The sequence below is a fragment of the Chitinophaga sp. H8 genome, assembly GCF_040567655.1.
Classification (GTDB): Bacteria; Bacteroidota; Bacteroidia; order Chitinophagales; family Chitinophagaceae; genus Chitinophaga; species Chitinophaga defluvii.
On the sequence record NZ_JBEXAC010000001.1, the window covers coordinates 264,558 to 280,601 of the forward strand.

Here is a 16,044-nt window from a genome sequence, read left to right on the forward strand (position 1 = left end):
GTCTCCTTCTCTGCTTATTCGTACATTTATAATTAAACTTGATTATGGGAGATTTTAAGTTTGATAGAACTGCTTTTAAAATGATGTCTTTTCAGGAAGCAGATAATGCAAATGTATTTCATAAGGATGTTTCTTATGAGGAACGTTTGCGTCAGGCATACTATCTTATTTCGCAGGCATATGGGTTTACCATGGATGCACAACCTAAGCTTGACAGGGGGTATTTTATAAGCCGGAAACTTAATAAATAATGGGGACTATTTTTAATAGTGATTTCCGGGATTTTATTCAGGCATTGAATAACCAGCATGTACAATATATTTTAGTGGGCGGATATGCTGTAATACTCCATGGTTATAGACGGGTAACCGGTGATATGGATATATGGGTTAATAGAACAAAAGAGAATTATGTAAAGTTGTCTCGTGCTTTCGCTGAATTTGGTCTTTCAGTTTTTGAAATGACAGAAGAAAAATTCCTGGATACAGACACTGCCGATGTTTTCTCTTATGGTCGCCCTCCTGTCAGCATAGATATTATTACGAAACTAAAAGGTGTCAACTTTGATGAAGCATTTGCACAAGCTCAGACATTTAGCGAAGAAGGGTTAGTAATCAGGTTTATACATCTTAATAATCTTATTCAAGCTAAGAAAGCTGCAGGTCGTCACAAGGATCTAGATGATATAGAAAAACTAACATCAGGTAGTTGAGAAGAGTGAGTACTATCAGTTTGTAAATAATTGTTTAAATAAAGCCCTGCAAACACCTGTTTGCAGGGCTTTTATATTAATCAGAAAGGGGAAGGACCATTGCCCTTACTCCTGCACTGGTGGCGCGTATTTTACCAGATCAATACCAATGCCATTCGGATCTGTTATCGCAAAGTGGCGGTCGCCCCAGGGTTCATCCCTGAGTTCAATGGTTATTTTTAATCCTTTCTTTTTGATTACATCGTATAAAGCATCCACATCCTCTACTTCAATCGTTAGGTACATGCCCTGTCCGTTGAAGGGCTTTTGAAAAATGGGCTGCTGGGAAGGATGTTCAGGCAGTAAAAAGCTGATCGCTGTGGTGCCGTCAGGGGTATGCAGCAGCAGGTAAAAGTCATTTTCGAAGATGACGCCAAATCCCAGGTTATTGGTGTAGAAAGCCTTGCTTTCAGCTAGTTTTTTGGTAACAATCCCGGCGTTGAGTTTCATTGTTGTTGGTTTATTTTTTTGTGAAAAGCCATGTAAGGCCAGTAAGATCGTAATGGTCAGCAGTAATGCCCGTTTCATGATCATTGATTTAACGATACAAAGGTCATCATTACAGGATGGCATACATTGTAAAAATCGGACAACTTTTATTGTTCAAATGCCTGGGTAGGGGTGAGGCCAAACAGGGTCTTGAATTCCTTGATGAAGTGGGCCTGGTCGTAGTAACCTGCATCAAAAAAGATTTTATGCTTGCGCAGATAGGCAGGAGAGGGATTACTATGCAGGATATGCTGGAACCGAACCACTTTGCTGAATGTTTTGGCACTGTCGCCAATATAATGTTCAAACAGCCGGCGCAGCTGGCGGTTGCTGATGCCTGTAGCAAGTTCTTTTTCAATATTTACAATGCCCTGTTGTTCCAGTATCGTATGCAGGGCATTAAAAAAGCGGCGATCCTGTTGTAGTGTCTTTTGTAAGAGAATAGGCAGAAAATGCTGGTCCAGTTGATGTTTTATTTCAGCAGTGGTAAGTGCCGGGTGAAAATGACTGGCAATAAACCGGGCTGTATCAGGCAAAACAACAGATAGTGTTTCAAAGCGATTCGTAAGTTCGGCCGCTGCAATATTAAACAACAAAGGAAATGCAGCCGGAAAGAAACGTATGCCTATATAGTGAAATGTGGGGCTTAATGGAAAAGCAGTATAGGCACTGGAAAACCCCATTACAAAACTTTCCTGTGGCTGATGCAGTTCAAAGAAGATATCCATACAGCCATCGGCCACTACCCGATAATGAAAGGTTTCCTGCAGCGGACTGCTGGTGTGCAGTTGCCAGTAGCAGTAAATGTAATTCTGAAGGGCAGGGTCGGGTAGTAACTCCACATAGCTGACCTGCGCCACTGTTTGTTTTACTGTAGGCTGAACAGGCTGATAAAGTTGCCGGATGGAAGGAACAGGTGCCATAATGATGATCAGATATTACCGTAGTTGGAAATTTCCACCAGCTTTTTGATATCATGTATCATGATCTTCCTGCCCTGGGTACTCAGGATACCGGAAGTTTTAAATTCTTTCAGGAAGCGGACCACATTTTCTTTCGCAGTACCTACCATGTTGGCCAGGTCGGTCCGGGAAATATTGATTACGACAGATTGTGGAGTTGTATCTGCTGTTTTAAATTTTTCCCGCAGTACAATCAGGGTGATGGCCAGCCGTTCCCGTACAGACCTTTGCGCAAATACTGTAATACTGTTGGTTAATACGGCAAATTCATGACTGAGGGTTTTGAGCAGCCGGTGGGATAAAATATTGGAATTTTGTAATGTTTGGAGGAAATCTTCCCTGGGAATGAAAGCCACTGTGCTATCTTCAATGGTAGCGGCAGAATCCGGATAACGTTCTTCAGAAAGAATGGCATGATATCCCAATAATTCTCCCTCATTGGCTACATAAAGGATATGTTCTTTGCCTTCATGATCGGCTTTATACTTCTTTACCTTCCCTTTTTTGACAAAAAAGATGCCTGCGGGCACACTTCCTGCTCTGAAAAGAATATCTCCCTTGTTGTATTTTTGTTCGGACATATGGGCACATAGACTATTAAATTCCTCTTCAGGCAGGTTATTTAGTATGGATTCCGACTTAAAACTCCATTTATCTATAGGAAAAAGGCCGATTAAACTCATATGTAAAAAAAGTGTTTTGTAGAAAAATTGATATTAATCAATATTTCAATTGATAACTTTTAGCGCAAAGACCAAATACTAAAGGTACCTTTGTGTTATGAAAGTATCAACTATTTCAAGGCCGGGAATGTATTTTACTCATGAACACGAGTGGATAGATTTTAACGGTACCGTGGGTTTTGTAGGTATTTCCCTCTTCAGGTTGAAAGAGATCAGTAAAATAGATAGTATTAAATGGCTGGCCCCCAAGGGCACTGTTGTGAAAGGCACTTTAATGGCAGAAATATATGCTGATAATACTGTCATCCCTATTCATGCACCAGTAAGTTGTAAATTTTTAGGCCCTAATGCCAAATTGAAGACCAACCTGAACTTAATTCTTCAGAGTCCGCAGGACCAGGGATGGATTTTCTTCGTCACGCCATCCAAATTCCGAAGCAGAGATAACCTTCTTTTGCCTGAGGCGTATCAGAAAAATTTGAGTGCAAAAGTATCCTGATTTATGCAAAACAGTTCTTTATTAAGGCCTGCCTGCTACAGGAACGATGCTACTTTTGACTGGCTCTATCCGGAAAGGATACAGCAATTATCAAAAAGACATTGGACTCCTATGGGGGTGGCCAGAAAATCTGCGCATTTCCTGGCAAATGCGCCCGGCAAAAAGATATTGGATATTGGAAGCGGGGTCGGCAAATTTTGCCTGATCGGCGCACATTATTATCCGGAAGCTACTTTTTACGGAGTAGAACAACGAAAGGAATTATATAATCATGCACTTGCTGCCAAAGAAGCTGCTAAGGTGACCAATGTGGATTTTATCCATGGTAATTTTACGCAGATTGATCTGGATGAGTATGATAATTTCTACTTTTACAATTCCTTTTTTGAGAATCTGGACGATAACGACCGGATAGATCATCAGATCGAATATTCTGCCAGCTTGTATGTATACTACTCGCGTTTTCTGTTTAAAGCACTGGATAATAAGCCCAGTGGAACACGCCTGGTAACATTTCATAGCCTGGAAAATGAAGTGCCGCCCAGCTATCAGGTGGTAGATGCTTCTATCGATCTGCTGCTCAAAATGTGGATTAAAAGATAGACCGGCAGGGGAGCTGTAAGATGAACTCTAAAACAAATAGCATTCAGTAAATATTATTATCATGACAACAGATGACTATGCATTGCTGATCTTCGAGCAGCTGAAAAGCGCGAAGGATTACGGACAAGTGGAAAGCATACTGACAACATCCGTGAAAGATATGACTGCGGAAAAAAAGAACGGATTTATCATTGAGCGCTACATCAACAAATTGCAGCTTATTTTAGAAACATTGTCACCACTGGATTGCAACAGTGCTGAGTGGAGCAATTATCGTTATGCACTTATTTATGTGCGTAAATTATCAACTAAACCACAGCTGGTAAACAACTAGTACAGCCAACAATGCACAAATGCTGCATGGCTTTACGCACTACAGCATTTGTGCATTATTTTTTGTACCCTGCCTTAAAAACTGAACGTCCCTATCAATACCCCTTCCTTACCTGCCTTCGGCATTTGCAGGGTTATCACTTTCCGCTCTTCCGTTCCATTTGAATAATTGGTATAGATTTCAGCCATCACGGTGGTAGGGCCGGTAATACTTACCTGGGTATCACCATAATAATTTACTGCTATCTTATATTTTCCCTTAGACGCTTTTTTCAGCATAAACTGTTCCGGTCCGAATCCCTGCGTAATATCCTGGCTGATACGGCCTCCCGCACTGGTAGTTTTATTGTTGTAAAAACATTTCTCTCCATTAGGATCGGTTACCCACAGGTCAATATCCGTATCATTTTTATTCCAGTTCAGCACTACTCTTACATCAACAGGCATGGGCCGGATCAGTGCTTTGTCTATACGGCTGGTATTTACTTTATGCTTGTGCCGGGATATCAGGTTGTTTATTTCTGTGATGATAATTTCCTCAATACCATGGTCACGTGCCGCTGCCGCCTGTGTATAGGATTGGGTAAGCACACTGTATAAAGTATCTAAAGCCAGCTGGTAATTGCCGCAATCAGCCAGTGCCAAGGCATAATCCCGGTAGCTCTGGGCATCCATTGGTCGCCAGTCCAATACTTTTTTGGTGATAAACACTGCTTCATCAAAAGCACCGGCTTCTTTAAGTTTATAGGCCAGCAGTTTAAACAACGCCGCATTTTCCAGCTCCAGATCAGCAATGTTGCTAAGGATCAACAGGGCTGTATCAGGGCGTTTTTGCTGATAAAACCAACTGGCGATATCATAATAAAAAAGCGGTGTACTGATATATTCCTCCCTGATCCGGAGATATGTTTTATAAGCTTCGGCAGGACTAACATCTGTCAGTTTTTTCATATAGGCATTGTCGCTTTTGAATACCGGTGTTTCAATGGCTGATGGCCGTTGTGCGATGCTATTATCTGCCATATCATCCCTGCCAGCTTTACGTCTGGCAGCGGGTTGAACTACCACACCTGCTGCTCTGCTTTGCAGGGCACTACCTGCATTTCCCACAACAACTACGTCTGCCAGTTTGCTCTCAGATGCGCCCAGCGCCATTTCCCGCTCCATCCTTCTGTCAGCTGCTGCAGGGGGCGCATAGTTAGCTACCGGGCTGGCAGCCGCGGATTCGCTGTACAATATAGCTGGTGCAGTACTATCTGTATACTGTACCGGTACAGGCGCACCTGGTTTATTAGGCTGGGGGTAGATTTTCCGGGGAGTAAATACCTGGCTCCACCAGGTATTCAGCTCTGTGGCTTTGTTCCTGGCACGGTCCAGTAAATCATTTACCCGTTCTTCTTTTTCTGCCAGGGCTTCTTTACGCAGCTGATTGTATTCAGGCAGTAGTTCTTCCGGCGGTGTGATATCGTAACGCACATAATCGGCTACTGTTTCCAGTACAATCAGGCTGGTATTGCGGGTAACGATACCAAACTGTTTGCCCAGCAGGCTGATATCTTCTTTATGTTTTTCATATTGTATATCCATTTCTGCAATCTTCTTCTGCGCCCATACCCGGCTAATGTTGATGGCTGTCTGGTTTTTGTCTGCTTTCAGTTGTACGGTCTTTTCCATCACCACCTCGCGCGGTGCATATCCAAATTGCAGGGTTACCGGCGCATCGGCGGAGGCAACGATACCGGCAACAGACACATGGCCGTTTACTACAACAGGCAGTGAAGGATATACTTCTGATAACTGGCGGTTACTTTTTATACCAAGGAATTGCAGGGATTGTTGCCCCAGTTGTTTGGCGGCCTGTTCCAGAGAAGTATTATTCAGGTTGATGAATTGACCACCTGTTTGCATACTGATAAATTTCAGTACACTATAATCTGCTTTGGCAGCAGTATTGATGCAATGCACTGGTTTTTGCAGGGTGATCTGGTCTTTCCCAAATGTAGAAAGACCGTCTGTGAAGAAAAGGTATTCCTCCGCATTTAATACCCGGTTGGAGATGGTGCTGAAATTAGTGCCTCCGTCGTAGGTGATGTTCTCCAGCGCAGTTTTTAAAGCCTGCCAGTTACCATTGGTGATGGTAAAAGTACCTGCCTTTACAAACCGGGTATTTAGTATTCCCAGCTCGATGGTCAGATTTTGTTGCTGGGTGATGATCTTGTCGAGCAAAGCCAGTTCTTTTTTAGTATCCCGGTGCAGGCTGCTCAGGGAAGCATCCCAGATAATACCTATCCGGTTGGCCCATTTACGTGGCCGGTGTTGCGCCTGGGGGTAGGCATTGATTAAAAAGTAATAGCTGTCGCCTGCGGCCTGCATCAGTGCTTCGGGCATATCACTGGTTTTGGGCAGGTTAATGGTAAGCGATTTATCTGGCTGATAGTTGGTTTTATGCATGGTAGCCATATAATTCCGTCCATTGTTGCGGAAGCTGAAACTTCCGTCGGGCTGTTCTGTCAGTTCCGGTTTTTCCACACTCTCAAATACGGTGGTTTTGAGCTTAAAGGAGGGGATAGCGGTATTATATGCCAGGGGAAGGTGATAACGTAAGGCCTGCTGTCCATCAGGCTTTAATTCTTCCTCGTAAGCCACCAGGATGGTACGGTTGCCACCGGCAGGCAGTGGATAAATACGGGTACGGAAATTATTCCCTTCCACCTTTTCCAGCATGCCCGGATCTACCCGCCGCCGTTCAATACTCTCAAATACCTCTGTGGCTTTCGCCTTTTCCACCGGAACGGCTTCTCTCAGACGCCCGTTGATATCCAGCGCATAGCGGCTTACACTTGCACCTTCCGGCAGAGGAAAGGTAAGCTCACCTTCCAGTACCCGGTGGCTGGCGTTATGGAAAGTCATGGTCATCACCGTAGTGGCAATGGTACCTGTTACCTGCACATCAATGTCGAGCGATTGCAGCTTCACTGCCTGCTTATCTTCTTTACCGCCGGTATCAGTGCTTTTAAGCCTGGGCAGCTGGGCCATGCTATTGGTGCCTCCCACCAGCAGGAGGAGGAGTAAAACGGATGAATGGATGAATCGTATCATATGGCTGTTTTTCTTTCAGGATGCACAGAAGATTCAAATTGCATAAATGCACACGTTATTTTTTGAGCTATTAGCTTTTAGACTTTAGCTGTTAGCCTGATGTAGCGAATGATTTGATATTGATTTATTTTGAGTATTTTAATCTTATGATGGTTAATATTGTATCATAGTATGTTTTTTGCCATATCTTATTTCATACCCTTTTATACTCTCTTCATACTCTAACTATGCTTTAACCATGCTTCAAGCATAGGGAAAGGCAGGTGTAGGGGGGATTACCCGGAATCATCGTAGCGGGAGGATTGATCCCGTTATATGGTTACCATCCGGAGGTGCTCAGGCAGTCAGTTTCCGGGCAGTAGCGGATTTAATGTATTTTAGTACCGGCATTAATTCTTTCAGCATGGAACCGACTTTTACGATTGCACGTGATACTGATAATGAGCCTTTGGTGCTCTTAAAAGCGATTGATGAGCATACGGAATGGCAGCGTATGAATATGTATGTAGTGATCTGGCTGGCTACCGGCAGTTGTAATTGTCATACCGGTAAAGCCGTTTATGGCATAAAAGCACCCGCTCTGCTATTTTTTGCACCTTATCAGCACTATACCTTTACCTCCACTACAGGATTTACAGGAGAGCGTTTATATTTTCATGGGGACTTTTACTGCATTGAACGCCATAAAAAGGAAGTAGCCTGTAACGGAATTCTGTTTAACAACGTATATGACCCGCCCCAGGTGCTGCTGGATGAGGAGAATGCCACCGCTGTAAGTAACTATATCCGCTTGTTACGGGAAGATATGCGCCGCTATGAGGACGCCTCCAGGGAAGATATGGTGGTAGCTCATCTGAAAATACTACTGATCATTGCAACCCGCCTCAAAATAAAACAACTGGCCGATGCCCAATTATTGTTGCCGGAAAGTACCCGCCCCCAACTACAGGAGCTGCACCGCCTCATAGAAACTCATTTTCTTACCTGGCATAAGCCGGCAGACTATGCTGCTGCCATGTTCCTGTCGGTAAAGGCATTATCCCGGCTTACTGGTAAATACCTCTCCAAAACCCCTTCAGAGCTGATCACAGAAAGGATTATCCAGGAGGCTAAACGTGCCCTGCACTTTACCAATCTGAGTATCAAGGAAATTGCTGCCCAACTGCATTTTGAAGACCCCTATTATTTCAGCCGTCTTTTCAGGAAGTATACAGGAGTTACCCCTACCGAGTTTCGCCAGAAAGTGGGTGTTATTTTACTGGAATAGGACTGAAAGGGCTTTTTGTCCGGGTATTGGTGACATTTATCCATTTTAACCCGTAGCGATGCCAGGTAATTTTGTTGCAACGATAAAAACGGCAAATATGGGAACACTACGGCATATGATGAAAGCAATCAGCACACTGGATAAAGCTGGCATCCGTTTATTACGCATCGCTATTGCGGTGATTCTGATATGGATAGGGGGGCTTAAATTCTTTCCCTATGAAGCAGATGGCATCACCCCTTTTGTGGCCAATAGCCCGCTGATGAGCTTTTTTTATAATCATCCGGAAGAATATAAAACACACCGGAATAAAGAAGGGGAGTTGGTACCCGCGAATCGGGAATGGCACAAAGCTAACAATACCTATGGCTTTTCCTATGGCCTGGGTACGCTGCTGGTAAGCATGGGCGTATTATTGTTGTTTAACCGGGTATCCCCGCTGGCCGGTGCGGCAGGTGGGATTTTGGTATTCATCATGTCGATAGGCACCCTTTCCTTTCTGATTACCACCCCTGAAACATGGGTACCCGCCCTGGGCGACGGAGAACATGGTTTTCCTTACCTCTCTGCCGCAGGAAGGCTGGTGATCAAAGACTTTATTATGATGGGAGGCGCCGTGGTAGTAACGGCGGATGCCGCCCGGAAATACCTGGCAAGAGGATAATAGGTATACCAGGGAGAATGAATAAATTTGTCATTCACTAACCTGGCATGCTATGCAGGAGCTGATAAAAACTACTTTTCCCGGTTTTGAGCCGGAGCTGATCACCGCACTTTTGACCGAAGGAGCATTTAAGACCTTCCATCCGGGAGATGTGCTGATGAGCACGGGCCAGTATTTCCGTTCTACTATTCTGGTGTTAAAAGGAAGGATCAAAGTATACCGGGAGGATCAGGAAGGGAATGAGTTTTTGATGTATTATCTGCAGCCAGGCCAGGCCTGTGCGCTTTCTATGATCTGTGCTACCCGCCAGCAAACCAGCCAGGTAATGGCCAAAGCGGAAACAGACCTGGAAGTACTGGCCATACCCCTGGAATTTATGGACCAATGGATGTTGCAGTACAAGACCTGGTACTACTTTGTGCTGGAAACCTATCGCAGCCGCTTTGAAGAAGTGCTGCTCACCCTGGACCATGTGGTGTTCAGGAATATGGACGAACGCCTGCTGTTTTACCTGAAACGCCAGCAGCATACCTTGCAGGCCAATATTTTTACCATTAGTCCCACCGAAATAGCCCAGGAACTCAATTCTTCCCGGGAAGTGATTTCCCGCCTGCTGAAAAAACTGGCGGAAAAAGGAATGATCCGCTTGCTGAAGAACCAGCAAGTGGAGATTACCCACCTGGATATTTAACCTGTTTTTTCCGTTATTGATAAATGTTTTTGTTGATTATCAATAAGTTGTGTTTTTAAAATATCCGTTCACCGTTTACGCAAAAAGGAAACTTTATCCATAAAATGTTTAAAAAATTCCGCTTTGCGTAAATGCTTTTCCCGATCCGATACCTTCCATAATTGTGTTAGCTGTTCCTTTGCAAAAAATTATTAAGGACGTGAAGCGCATACTTTTACTTATTTTATTGATTGTTTCGACGGGAAGTATCCTTTTTGCAACAGATGGTGAGCTGGAAAACGGAGGGGTGATTAAAGGTGTCATCACTACGGCTGATGGCCAGCCGGCAGCATATGTAAATGTTATCCTGAAATCTACTACAAAAGGTGCCCTTACCGATGAGGATGGCCGTTTTATCGTAAAGAATATAAAAGAAGGGGATTATATCCTGATTGTTTCCCACATGGGCCTGAAATCGCAGGAAAGAACAATACATATTACCAAAAACAAAACACTGGACCTGTCTTTCTCTCTGGAAGAAACTTCCAGCCAGCTGTCTGAAATAGTGGTAGATGGTAAAAGAAGCCAGAACAGGAAGCCGGTAACTATCGGTAAATTACCTGTTGCAGCGATGGATTTACCGCAAAGTGTTACCATTATTGGTCAGGAAGTACTTCGTGATCAGCAGGCGCAGCGCTTAAGTGATGTGATCAAGAATGTGAATGGTGTATACCTGACCTCCACCCGTGCCAGCACGCAGGAATCTTTCTCTGCCCGTGGATACGGTTTTTCCAGCAGTAATATGTTCAAAAATGGTTCCCGGGTCAATACGGGTGTGATGCCGGAAATGAGCTCCCTGGAAAGTGTGGAAGTACTGAAAGGAAGCGCAGCTATTCTGTATGGTAATGTGGCGCCAGGTGGTATCTTAAACATGGTAACCAAACAACCTAAGTTTGAAGGTGGTGGAGAAATATCTATGAGAACAGGTAGCTTTGATCTGTTCAAACCTGCTTTTGATATCTACGGTCCTATCAGCGGCAATGTAGCTTACCGTGTAAATGGTACTTATGAATCTGCTAACAGTTTCCGCAGCCATGTAGGTTCTCAGCGTTATTATGTAAATCCTTCCCTGTTGTTCAAATTGGGAAGACGTACCGAATTGCTGGTACAGGGTGATTACCTGCAGCATGATTTTACACCGGATTTTGGTATTGGTACCCTCGATAATAAAGTGATCCCGGATGTACCCCGTTCCCGTTTCATGGGAGCCAACTGGCAGTATTCCAAAACAAAACAAGCCACCGGTACTGCTGCTATTAAACATGATTTTAATGACAACTGGAGCATTAAAGGAACTGTTTCTTACCAGAATTACAAGCGGGATTATTTTTCCTTAGAAAGAATCCAGGCAAAAGCAGATGGAGATTGGGAACGCCCGTTAGGTAAATCCTATACAGACGAAGATTATTTTATCGGACAGGTAGACCTGACCGGTAAGTTTAAAACAGGTAGCCTGGAACATACCTTACTGGCAGGGATAGATGCAGACAGGTACAACACCAATGCAGATGCCTATAGCGGTTTGGGTAATTATGATATTATTAATATCCTGGATCCTAATAAATATAAACAACGTACAGATATCCCTGTTTTTTCACCTACTACCACCAGTGTTACTATTACACAAAGAACAGGTGTTTATGTACAGGATTTAATCAGTATTTCTGAAAAGATCAAGTTTTTAGCAGGCGTACGCTATTCCTACCTGGAAAGCGGCAGTGCGAAGGTAACTGATCCTAAAACCAATACTGTTACCAAGAAGAATGATAACTATGATCAGGCCTTCTCTCCACGTTTAGGGTTAGTGTACAAACCGATCAGCACTACTGCATTATTTGCCAGCTACTCTAATTCGTTTGTGGTAAATACGGCTACAGATATCTACCTGAATAGATTGAAACCCTCTATCATAGATCAGTTTGAATTAGGTGTAAAAAATGATTTCTTTGATGGCCGTTTATCTGCGAATGTAACCGCATATCGTATTAAGAATAATAACCTGGCACAAACTGCACCGTTCAAGGCAGATGGTACACCAAATGCTGATGCCGCATACAAAGAACTGGTAGGTGAAACCACCAGCGATGGCGTAGAATTGGATATCGCAGGGCATCCGTTGCCTGGACTGTCTGTACTGGCAGGATACAGCTACAACAACATGCGTTATACCAAAACTCCGGCTACCAAAGGCAGCTATGTTGAAGGAGAACGCCTGGTAGGTACCCCTAATCATACTGCTAATGCAAGTGTGTTCTATACCTTGCAGACTTCTACACTGAAAGGATTGAAACTGGGTGTTTCTGCTTATTACATGGGAGAGCGTAATGCGGGCTGGAACAACACGAAGGATCAGACACAAACATATGACAGGCTGATCCCGGTGAGTGCATTTACTACATTGGACCTGTCTGCAGGATATACTTACAAACAGTTCTCTATCCTGGCCAAGGTATCCAACATCACCAATACTTTGAACTATATGGTGCATGAAAACTACAGTGTAAATCCGATAGCTCCCACTGCTTTTGTAGCTACGCTGGCATATAAATTTAAATACTAGATCAACAGTTAAACATACTATTCTACCCCCAAAGAAGCGGGCTGACCATTGGTCAGCCCTTATTTTTTGTCAGTTGGTTGCTCACTACTGTTAGCACAAGCACTGCTGCCAGGAATACGGCACCTACTTGAATTATAGAGTGATTAAGGTTTAGAGAATACTTCTGACCAAACCTCCTTCTGCACGAAGTGCTGCGCCATTGGTAGCAGCAGAGCGGGGGCTGGCAACGTAGGTAACCAGGTTGGCGATTTCTCCTACATCGGCAAAGCGCTGGATGAGAGAGGAAGGACGCATGGTTTTGAAGAAGTCATCTTCTGCTTCCTGTGGTGTGATATTTTTGGAGGTAGCTAATTCCTTTAAGAATGCTGCCACCCCTTCTGATTTGGTAGGGCCAGGTAAAATGGAATTGACTGTTACCTGCGTTCCTTTTGTCAGCTCTGCCAGGCCGCGGCTGACGGCTAATTGGGCCGTTTTGGTAGTACCATAGTGGATCATTTCATCCGGAATCATGGTAGCAGATTCACTGGAAATAAAGATGATCCTTCCCCAGTTCTTTGCCAGCATTTTTGGGAAGAAGTGGCGGGATAAGCGCACTCCGCTGAGCACATTTACTTCAAAGAAGCGGAACCATTCTTCATCTGTAATGTTGGCAAAAGCTTTAGGTTCAAAAATACCAGCATTGTTAACCAGGATATCTATATCCGGGAGCGCCTGCAACAGCTGATTTACGGAGGCTGCATTGGAAAAATCGGCAGCTACGCCCGATACCTGTGCACCAGGTACCAGCTGTTTTAATTTGTTTATGGTTTCATTTATTCTTTGCGTGGTTCTGCCATTTACAATTACAATCGCTCCCTCTTCCAGTAATTGCTGTGCAATAGCAAATCCTATTCCCTGGGTAGACCCGCTTATAAAAGCTGTTTTTCCTTTTAACTGAAGATCCATTGTTTTGTTTTTATTGAATATGATAAATAACTGATGGACGTTTGATATTGCAAATTTGGGCCCAATTATGTTATAAATGAAATAATATAGTGCAGGCTCAAAAACGGCCTTATCTATATGGGATATCCTAAAGTAATGGCTATCGGAAAGGGGGAAGTGTAGGAGGTCATTGGGGGCAAACGTAAAAGTAAAAACCGGAATAAGATTATTCCGGTCTCTCTTAACCTACAACTGTTACACTGTTAGTAACTATATCTTTATTAAATTTTTGCATGGCTTGCTGCATCAGCAGGATCATCTGATCAAACTTATTTTTATAAACCAGAGAGATGTGTCCGGGATGCGTTGGGTCATACAATTGATTTTTTATGATGGGAATGGTAAAGGGTAATGTCCAGGCGCGGAGCGACTTGGCTACCGTATCCATTGTGTGGATTCCGTTAAGCGCATGTAAGCCATCGGCCCAGCAAACCATACCAATCAGTTTGTCTGTGAGATAAGGGGTAGCTGATTGGCGGGACAACTCCAGCCAGTCCAGGCAATTTTTCATCATGCCGGGAATGCTTCCATGATATAAAGGTGCCAGCCATACATGGAGATCGGCCTGTTGAAATAAGTGAATCATATTTTGTACAGTGTCCGGCGCCGGGTCCCCTTGCATATTAAATGGCGGCACGTTGGAAGCAGCCACGGAAAAAGTAGCTGTATCTATGCCAATTGTGTTGAATCTTTGCCCGAAGTATTTTGATAATTCCTGTCCCGTTCTTCCTTCCAGTGCGCCATTTACAATAACTACCTTCATTTTACTGCCTTTGTATATAATTGATGTACCGCTTCCCAGTTGACGATTTTCCAGAAACTGTTAATATATTCTACGCGTCTGTTCTGGTATTTCAGGTAATAGGCATGCTCCCATACATCTAATGCCAGGATAGGTGTGCCTCTGCCGGCTTCAATAATATTCATCAAAGGATTATCCTGGTTGGAGGTGGAGGTGATCTCCAGCGAGCCATTTGGTTTAACAATTAACCAGGCCCAGCCGGAGCCAAATCTTGACAACGCTTCTTTGCTGAATGCTTCCTGGAAATCATTGAGCGATCCCCAACGGGCTTCTATTGCTGCCAGTACCGGAGCAGTAGGTGTTTGACCATTGGCAGGTGCCAGCAGCGACCAGAAGAGGGAGTGGTTATAGTGCCCGCCACCATTGTTGCGTACTGCAGCAGGATAGCTGGATATATTGGCTAATATACCTGCCAGGTCTGCCTGTTCACCGGGCGTACCTTTCAGGGCATTGTTCAGATTGGTTACATATGCCTGATGGTGCTTGTCGTGGTGCAGCTCCATCGTGGCTTTGTCAATAGCAGGTTCCAGTGCATCAGCAGCATAAGGAAGTGCCGGCAATTCAAAAGGAAATTTATCGTGTAACATGGATCTTTTATTTAGTTACACAAAATTACAGTTCAACAGGGGCAATAGAGAACCAATAACACGGAAGGACTAACCAATTTTTCCTTTTTTGCGGAACTCATTAGGGTTAAGGCCTGTTTTATGTTTAAAAAAACGACCAAAATGGGAACTGGAGTCGAAGTTGAGGAATCCGGCAATTTCTTTAATACTTGCGGCAGAGTATTCCAGGAGGAATTGTGCTTCCCGCAGGATGCGCTGGTGAATAACGGTAAGGGCTGTATCGCCGGAGGCTTGTTTTACCAGGTCGCTCAGATGTTTAGGGGTGATATTCAGTAACCGGGCATATGCTTCCACTTTGGTATACTCATTAAAATGTTTGTCTACCAGTTTCCGGAACTGATGCAGCAGCTGGAATTTCCGGTCAGATGCTTTGGGCGAATTGGACAAACAATTTTCGCAAGCCCGGCGCATACGGAACAATAATTCTATCATGCGGCACCTGATCACCTGCAGATAAAATGGTGGTTGCAACTGCTGCTCCTGTTCAATATCGAGTAATAGCTGCAGGATATTTTCACTATTGGAGGGATCCAGGTCAAAAATGGGGGGATAATCCGGGTTCATCAGTAATAGCTGCTCTATTATTTCCTGCGACATTTGCAGGTCGTCCAGGAAGGTTCGTTTAAAAAAAAGCATTTTTAGCTTGAGGTTGGCAGACGTATCGCTATAAGAGCTGAGCTGGCCTGGTGCCACCAGGTGGATGGTTTGTGGTAATACTTCAAAGCTGTGATGGTCCACTATTTTCCGGCAGCTGCCCTGCAGGCATAGGATCAGTGCGTAATAATCCGTGCGGATAGGGGTGCCTTCCTTTTTACTTCGTTCGTTATCCATGATCAGCAGGTCTGCCTTGTTAAACGAGCTGGTAAAATTGGATAAAGGCAGCTGTTCCTGGTCTTCTTCGGAAGTATATAGTTTAACCGTATCGTGTATGTTTAATATGGGTTGTTGTTTCATACCACTGCCATTGGTATTGCAAGATACGCATAGATGCG

Annotated in this window: 17 protein-coding genes; 9 read left to right on the forward strand and 8 right to left on the reverse strand. The window is 44.0% G+C overall.

The window, feature by feature from the left end; genetic code table 11:
• Positions 1–44: 44 nt before the first annotated feature.
• Positions 45–251 (forward strand): hypothetical protein, encoded by a 207-nt coding sequence (locus tag ABR189_RS01080; protein ID WP_354658581.1) that lies wholly within the window; start codon positions 45–47, stop codon positions 249–251.
• On the forward strand, positions 251–712 hold the full coding sequence (locus tag ABR189_RS01085; RefSeq protein ID WP_354658582.1) for a hypothetical protein: 462 nt from the start codon (positions 251–253) through the stop codon (positions 710–712). The genes ABR189_RS01080 and ABR189_RS01085 overlap by 1 nt, the downstream gene beginning before the upstream one ends.
• Positions 713–817: 105 nt before the next feature.
• Here ABR189_RS01085 and ABR189_RS01090 read toward each other — a convergent pair whose 3' ends face one another.
• From ABR189_RS01090 to ABR189_RS01100, 3 genes are all read right to left on the reverse strand, one after another.
• Positions 818–1,279, reverse strand: a complete 462-nt coding sequence (locus ABR189_RS01090) for a VOC family protein (protein WP_354658583.1) — start codon at positions 1,277–1,279, stop codon at positions 818–820.
• Between the two features lie 68 nt (positions 1,280–1,347).
• Positions 1,348–2,163 carry an AraC family transcriptional regulator gene (locus ABR189_RS01095; protein WP_354658584.1) on the reverse strand — a complete coding sequence of 272 codons (816 nt, stop codon included), beginning with the start codon at positions 2,161–2,163 and terminating at the stop codon, positions 1,348–1,350.
• A gap of 8 nt (positions 2,164–2,171) precedes the next feature.
• Positions 2,172–2,783: a Crp/Fnr family transcriptional regulator gene (locus ABR189_RS01100; RefSeq protein ID WP_354658585.1), complete on the reverse strand. Its 612-nt coding sequence runs from the start codon at positions 2,781–2,783 to the stop codon at positions 2,172–2,174.
• A gap of 199 nt (positions 2,784–2,982) precedes the next feature.
• On the opposite strand from ABR189_RS01100, the gene ABR189_RS01105 reads away from it, so the two are divergent.
• From ABR189_RS01105 to ABR189_RS01115, 3 genes are all read left to right on the forward strand, one after another.
• Positions 2,983–3,384: a glycine cleavage system protein H gene (locus ABR189_RS01105; RefSeq protein WP_354658586.1), complete on the forward strand. Its 402-nt coding sequence runs from the start codon at positions 2,983–2,985 to the stop codon at positions 3,382–3,384.
• Between the two features lie 3 nt (positions 3,385–3,387).
• Positions 3,388–3,987, forward strand: coding sequence for a class I SAM-dependent methyltransferase (locus tag ABR189_RS01110; RefSeq protein ID WP_354658587.1), 600 nt, complete (start codon positions 3,388–3,390; stop codon positions 3,985–3,987).
• Positions 3,988–4,048: 61 nt separating this feature from the next.
• On the forward strand, positions 4,049–4,321 hold the full coding sequence (locus ABR189_RS01115) for a hypothetical protein (protein WP_354658588.1): 273 nt from the start codon (positions 4,049–4,051) through the stop codon (positions 4,319–4,321).
• 74 nt (positions 4,322–4,395) lie between these two features.
• Here the strand turns inward: ABR189_RS01115 and ABR189_RS01120 are convergent, their stop codons facing one another.
• Entirely contained in the window at positions 4,396–7,419 is a 3,024-nt protein-coding gene (locus ABR189_RS01120) for a DUF2135 domain-containing protein (RefSeq protein ID WP_354658589.1), read from the reverse strand.
• A gap of 403 nt (positions 7,420–7,822) precedes the next feature.
• Here ABR189_RS01120 and ABR189_RS01125 point away from each other — a divergent pair, with 403 nt between their 5' ends.
• The 4 genes from ABR189_RS01125 to ABR189_RS01140 all read left to right on the forward strand — a co-directional run bounded on the left by ABR189_RS01125 (position 7,823) and on the right by ABR189_RS01140 (position 12,640).
• Complete coding sequence (locus tag ABR189_RS01125) at positions 7,823–8,686, forward strand: helix-turn-helix domain-containing protein (protein ID WP_354658590.1); 864 nt, start codon at positions 7,823–7,825, stop codon at positions 8,684–8,686.
• 97 nt (positions 8,687–8,783) lie between these two features.
• The gene (rclC, locus tag ABR189_RS01130) at positions 8,784–9,350 is read left to right on the forward strand and encodes a reactive chlorine resistance membrane protein RclC (RefSeq protein WP_354658591.1); all 567 of its coding nucleotides are present in this window, start codon (positions 8,784–8,786) and stop codon (positions 9,348–9,350) included.
• Positions 9,351–9,402: 52 nt separating this feature from the next.
• Positions 9,403–10,041, forward strand: coding sequence for a Crp/Fnr family transcriptional regulator (locus ABR189_RS01135; protein ID WP_354658592.1), 639 nt, complete (start codon positions 9,403–9,405; stop codon positions 10,039–10,041).
• Between the two features lie 199 nt (positions 10,042–10,240).
• Entirely contained in the window at positions 10,241–12,640 is a 2,400-nt protein-coding gene (locus tag ABR189_RS01140) for a TonB-dependent siderophore receptor (protein ID WP_354658593.1), read from the forward strand.
• A gap of 150 nt (positions 12,641–12,790) precedes the next feature.
• Here the strand turns inward: ABR189_RS01140 and ABR189_RS01145 are convergent, their stop codons facing one another.
• The 4 genes from ABR189_RS01145 to ABR189_RS01160 form a co-directional block, all read right to left on the reverse strand.
• The gene (locus tag ABR189_RS01145) at positions 12,791–13,585 is read right to left on the reverse strand and encodes an SDR family NAD(P)-dependent oxidoreductase (RefSeq protein WP_354658594.1); all 795 of its coding nucleotides are present in this window, start codon (positions 13,583–13,585) and stop codon (positions 12,791–12,793) included.
• Positions 13,586–13,805: 220 nt separating this feature from the next.
• The gene (locus ABR189_RS01150; protein ID WP_354658595.1) at positions 13,806–14,387 is read right to left on the reverse strand and encodes an NADPH-dependent FMN reductase; all 582 of its coding nucleotides are present in this window, start codon (positions 14,385–14,387) and stop codon (positions 13,806–13,808) included.
• Complete coding sequence (locus ABR189_RS01155; protein WP_354658596.1) at positions 14,384–15,013, reverse strand: superoxide dismutase; 630 nt, start codon at positions 15,011–15,013, stop codon at positions 14,384–14,386. The genes ABR189_RS01150 and ABR189_RS01155 overlap by 4 nt, the downstream gene beginning before the upstream one ends.
• Before the next feature lie 69 nt (positions 15,014–15,082).
• On the reverse strand, positions 15,083–16,006 hold the full coding sequence (locus ABR189_RS01160) for an AraC family transcriptional regulator (RefSeq protein ID WP_354658597.1): 924 nt from the start codon (positions 16,004–16,006) through the stop codon (positions 15,083–15,085).
• Positions 16,007–16,044 lie beyond the last annotated feature (38 nt).

Coding starts and splice junctions, on each gene's coding strand:
- ABR189_RS01080 (WP_354658581.1), top strand. CDS start 45: ATGGGAGATTTTAAGTTTGATAGAACTGCTTTTAAAATGATGTCTTTT.
- ABR189_RS01085 (WP_354658582.1), top strand. CDS start 251: ATGGGGACTATTTTTAATAGTGATTTCCGGGATTTTATTCAGGCATTG.
- ABR189_RS01090 (WP_354658583.1), bottom strand. CDS start 1,279: ATGAAACGGGCATTACTGCTGACCATTACGATCTTACTGGCCTTACAT.
- ABR189_RS01095 (WP_354658584.1), bottom strand. CDS start 2,163: ATGGCACCTGTTCCTTCCATCCGGCAACTTTATCAGCCTGTTCAGCCT.
- ABR189_RS01100 (WP_354658585.1), bottom strand. CDS start 2,783: ATGTCCGAACAAAAATACAACAAGGGAGATATTCTTTTCAGAGCAGGA.
- ABR189_RS01105 (WP_354658586.1), top strand. CDS start 2,983: ATGAAAGTATCAACTATTTCAAGGCCGGGAATGTATTTTACTCATGAA.
- ABR189_RS01110 (WP_354658587.1), top strand. CDS start 3,388: ATGCAAAACAGTTCTTTATTAAGGCCTGCCTGCTACAGGAACGATGCT.
- ABR189_RS01115 (WP_354658588.1), top strand. CDS start 4,049: ATGACAACAGATGACTATGCATTGCTGATCTTCGAGCAGCTGAAAAGC.
- ABR189_RS01120 (WP_354658589.1), bottom strand. CDS start 7,419: ATGATACGATTCATCCATTCATCCGTTTTACTCCTCCTCCTGCTGGTG.
- ABR189_RS01125 (WP_354658590.1), top strand. CDS start 7,823: ATGGAACCGACTTTTACGATTGCACGTGATACTGATAATGAGCCTTTG.
- rclC (WP_354658591.1), top strand. CDS start 8,784: ATGGGAACACTACGGCATATGATGAAAGCAATCAGCACACTGGATAAA.
- ABR189_RS01135 (WP_354658592.1), top strand. CDS start 9,403: ATGCAGGAGCTGATAAAAACTACTTTTCCCGGTTTTGAGCCGGAGCTG.
- ABR189_RS01145 (WP_354658594.1), bottom strand. CDS start 13,585: ATGGATCTTCAGTTAAAAGGAAAAACAGCTTTTATAAGCGGGTCTACC.
- ABR189_RS01150 (WP_354658595.1), bottom strand. CDS start 14,387: ATGAAGGTAGTTATTGTAAATGGCGCACTGGAAGGAAGAACGGGACAG.
- ABR189_RS01155 (WP_354658596.1), bottom strand. CDS start 15,013: ATGTTACACGATAAATTTCCTTTTGAATTGCCGGCACTTCCTTATGCT.
- ABR189_RS01160 (WP_354658597.1), bottom strand. CDS start 16,006: ATGAAACAACAACCCATATTAAACATACACGATACGGTTAAACTATAT.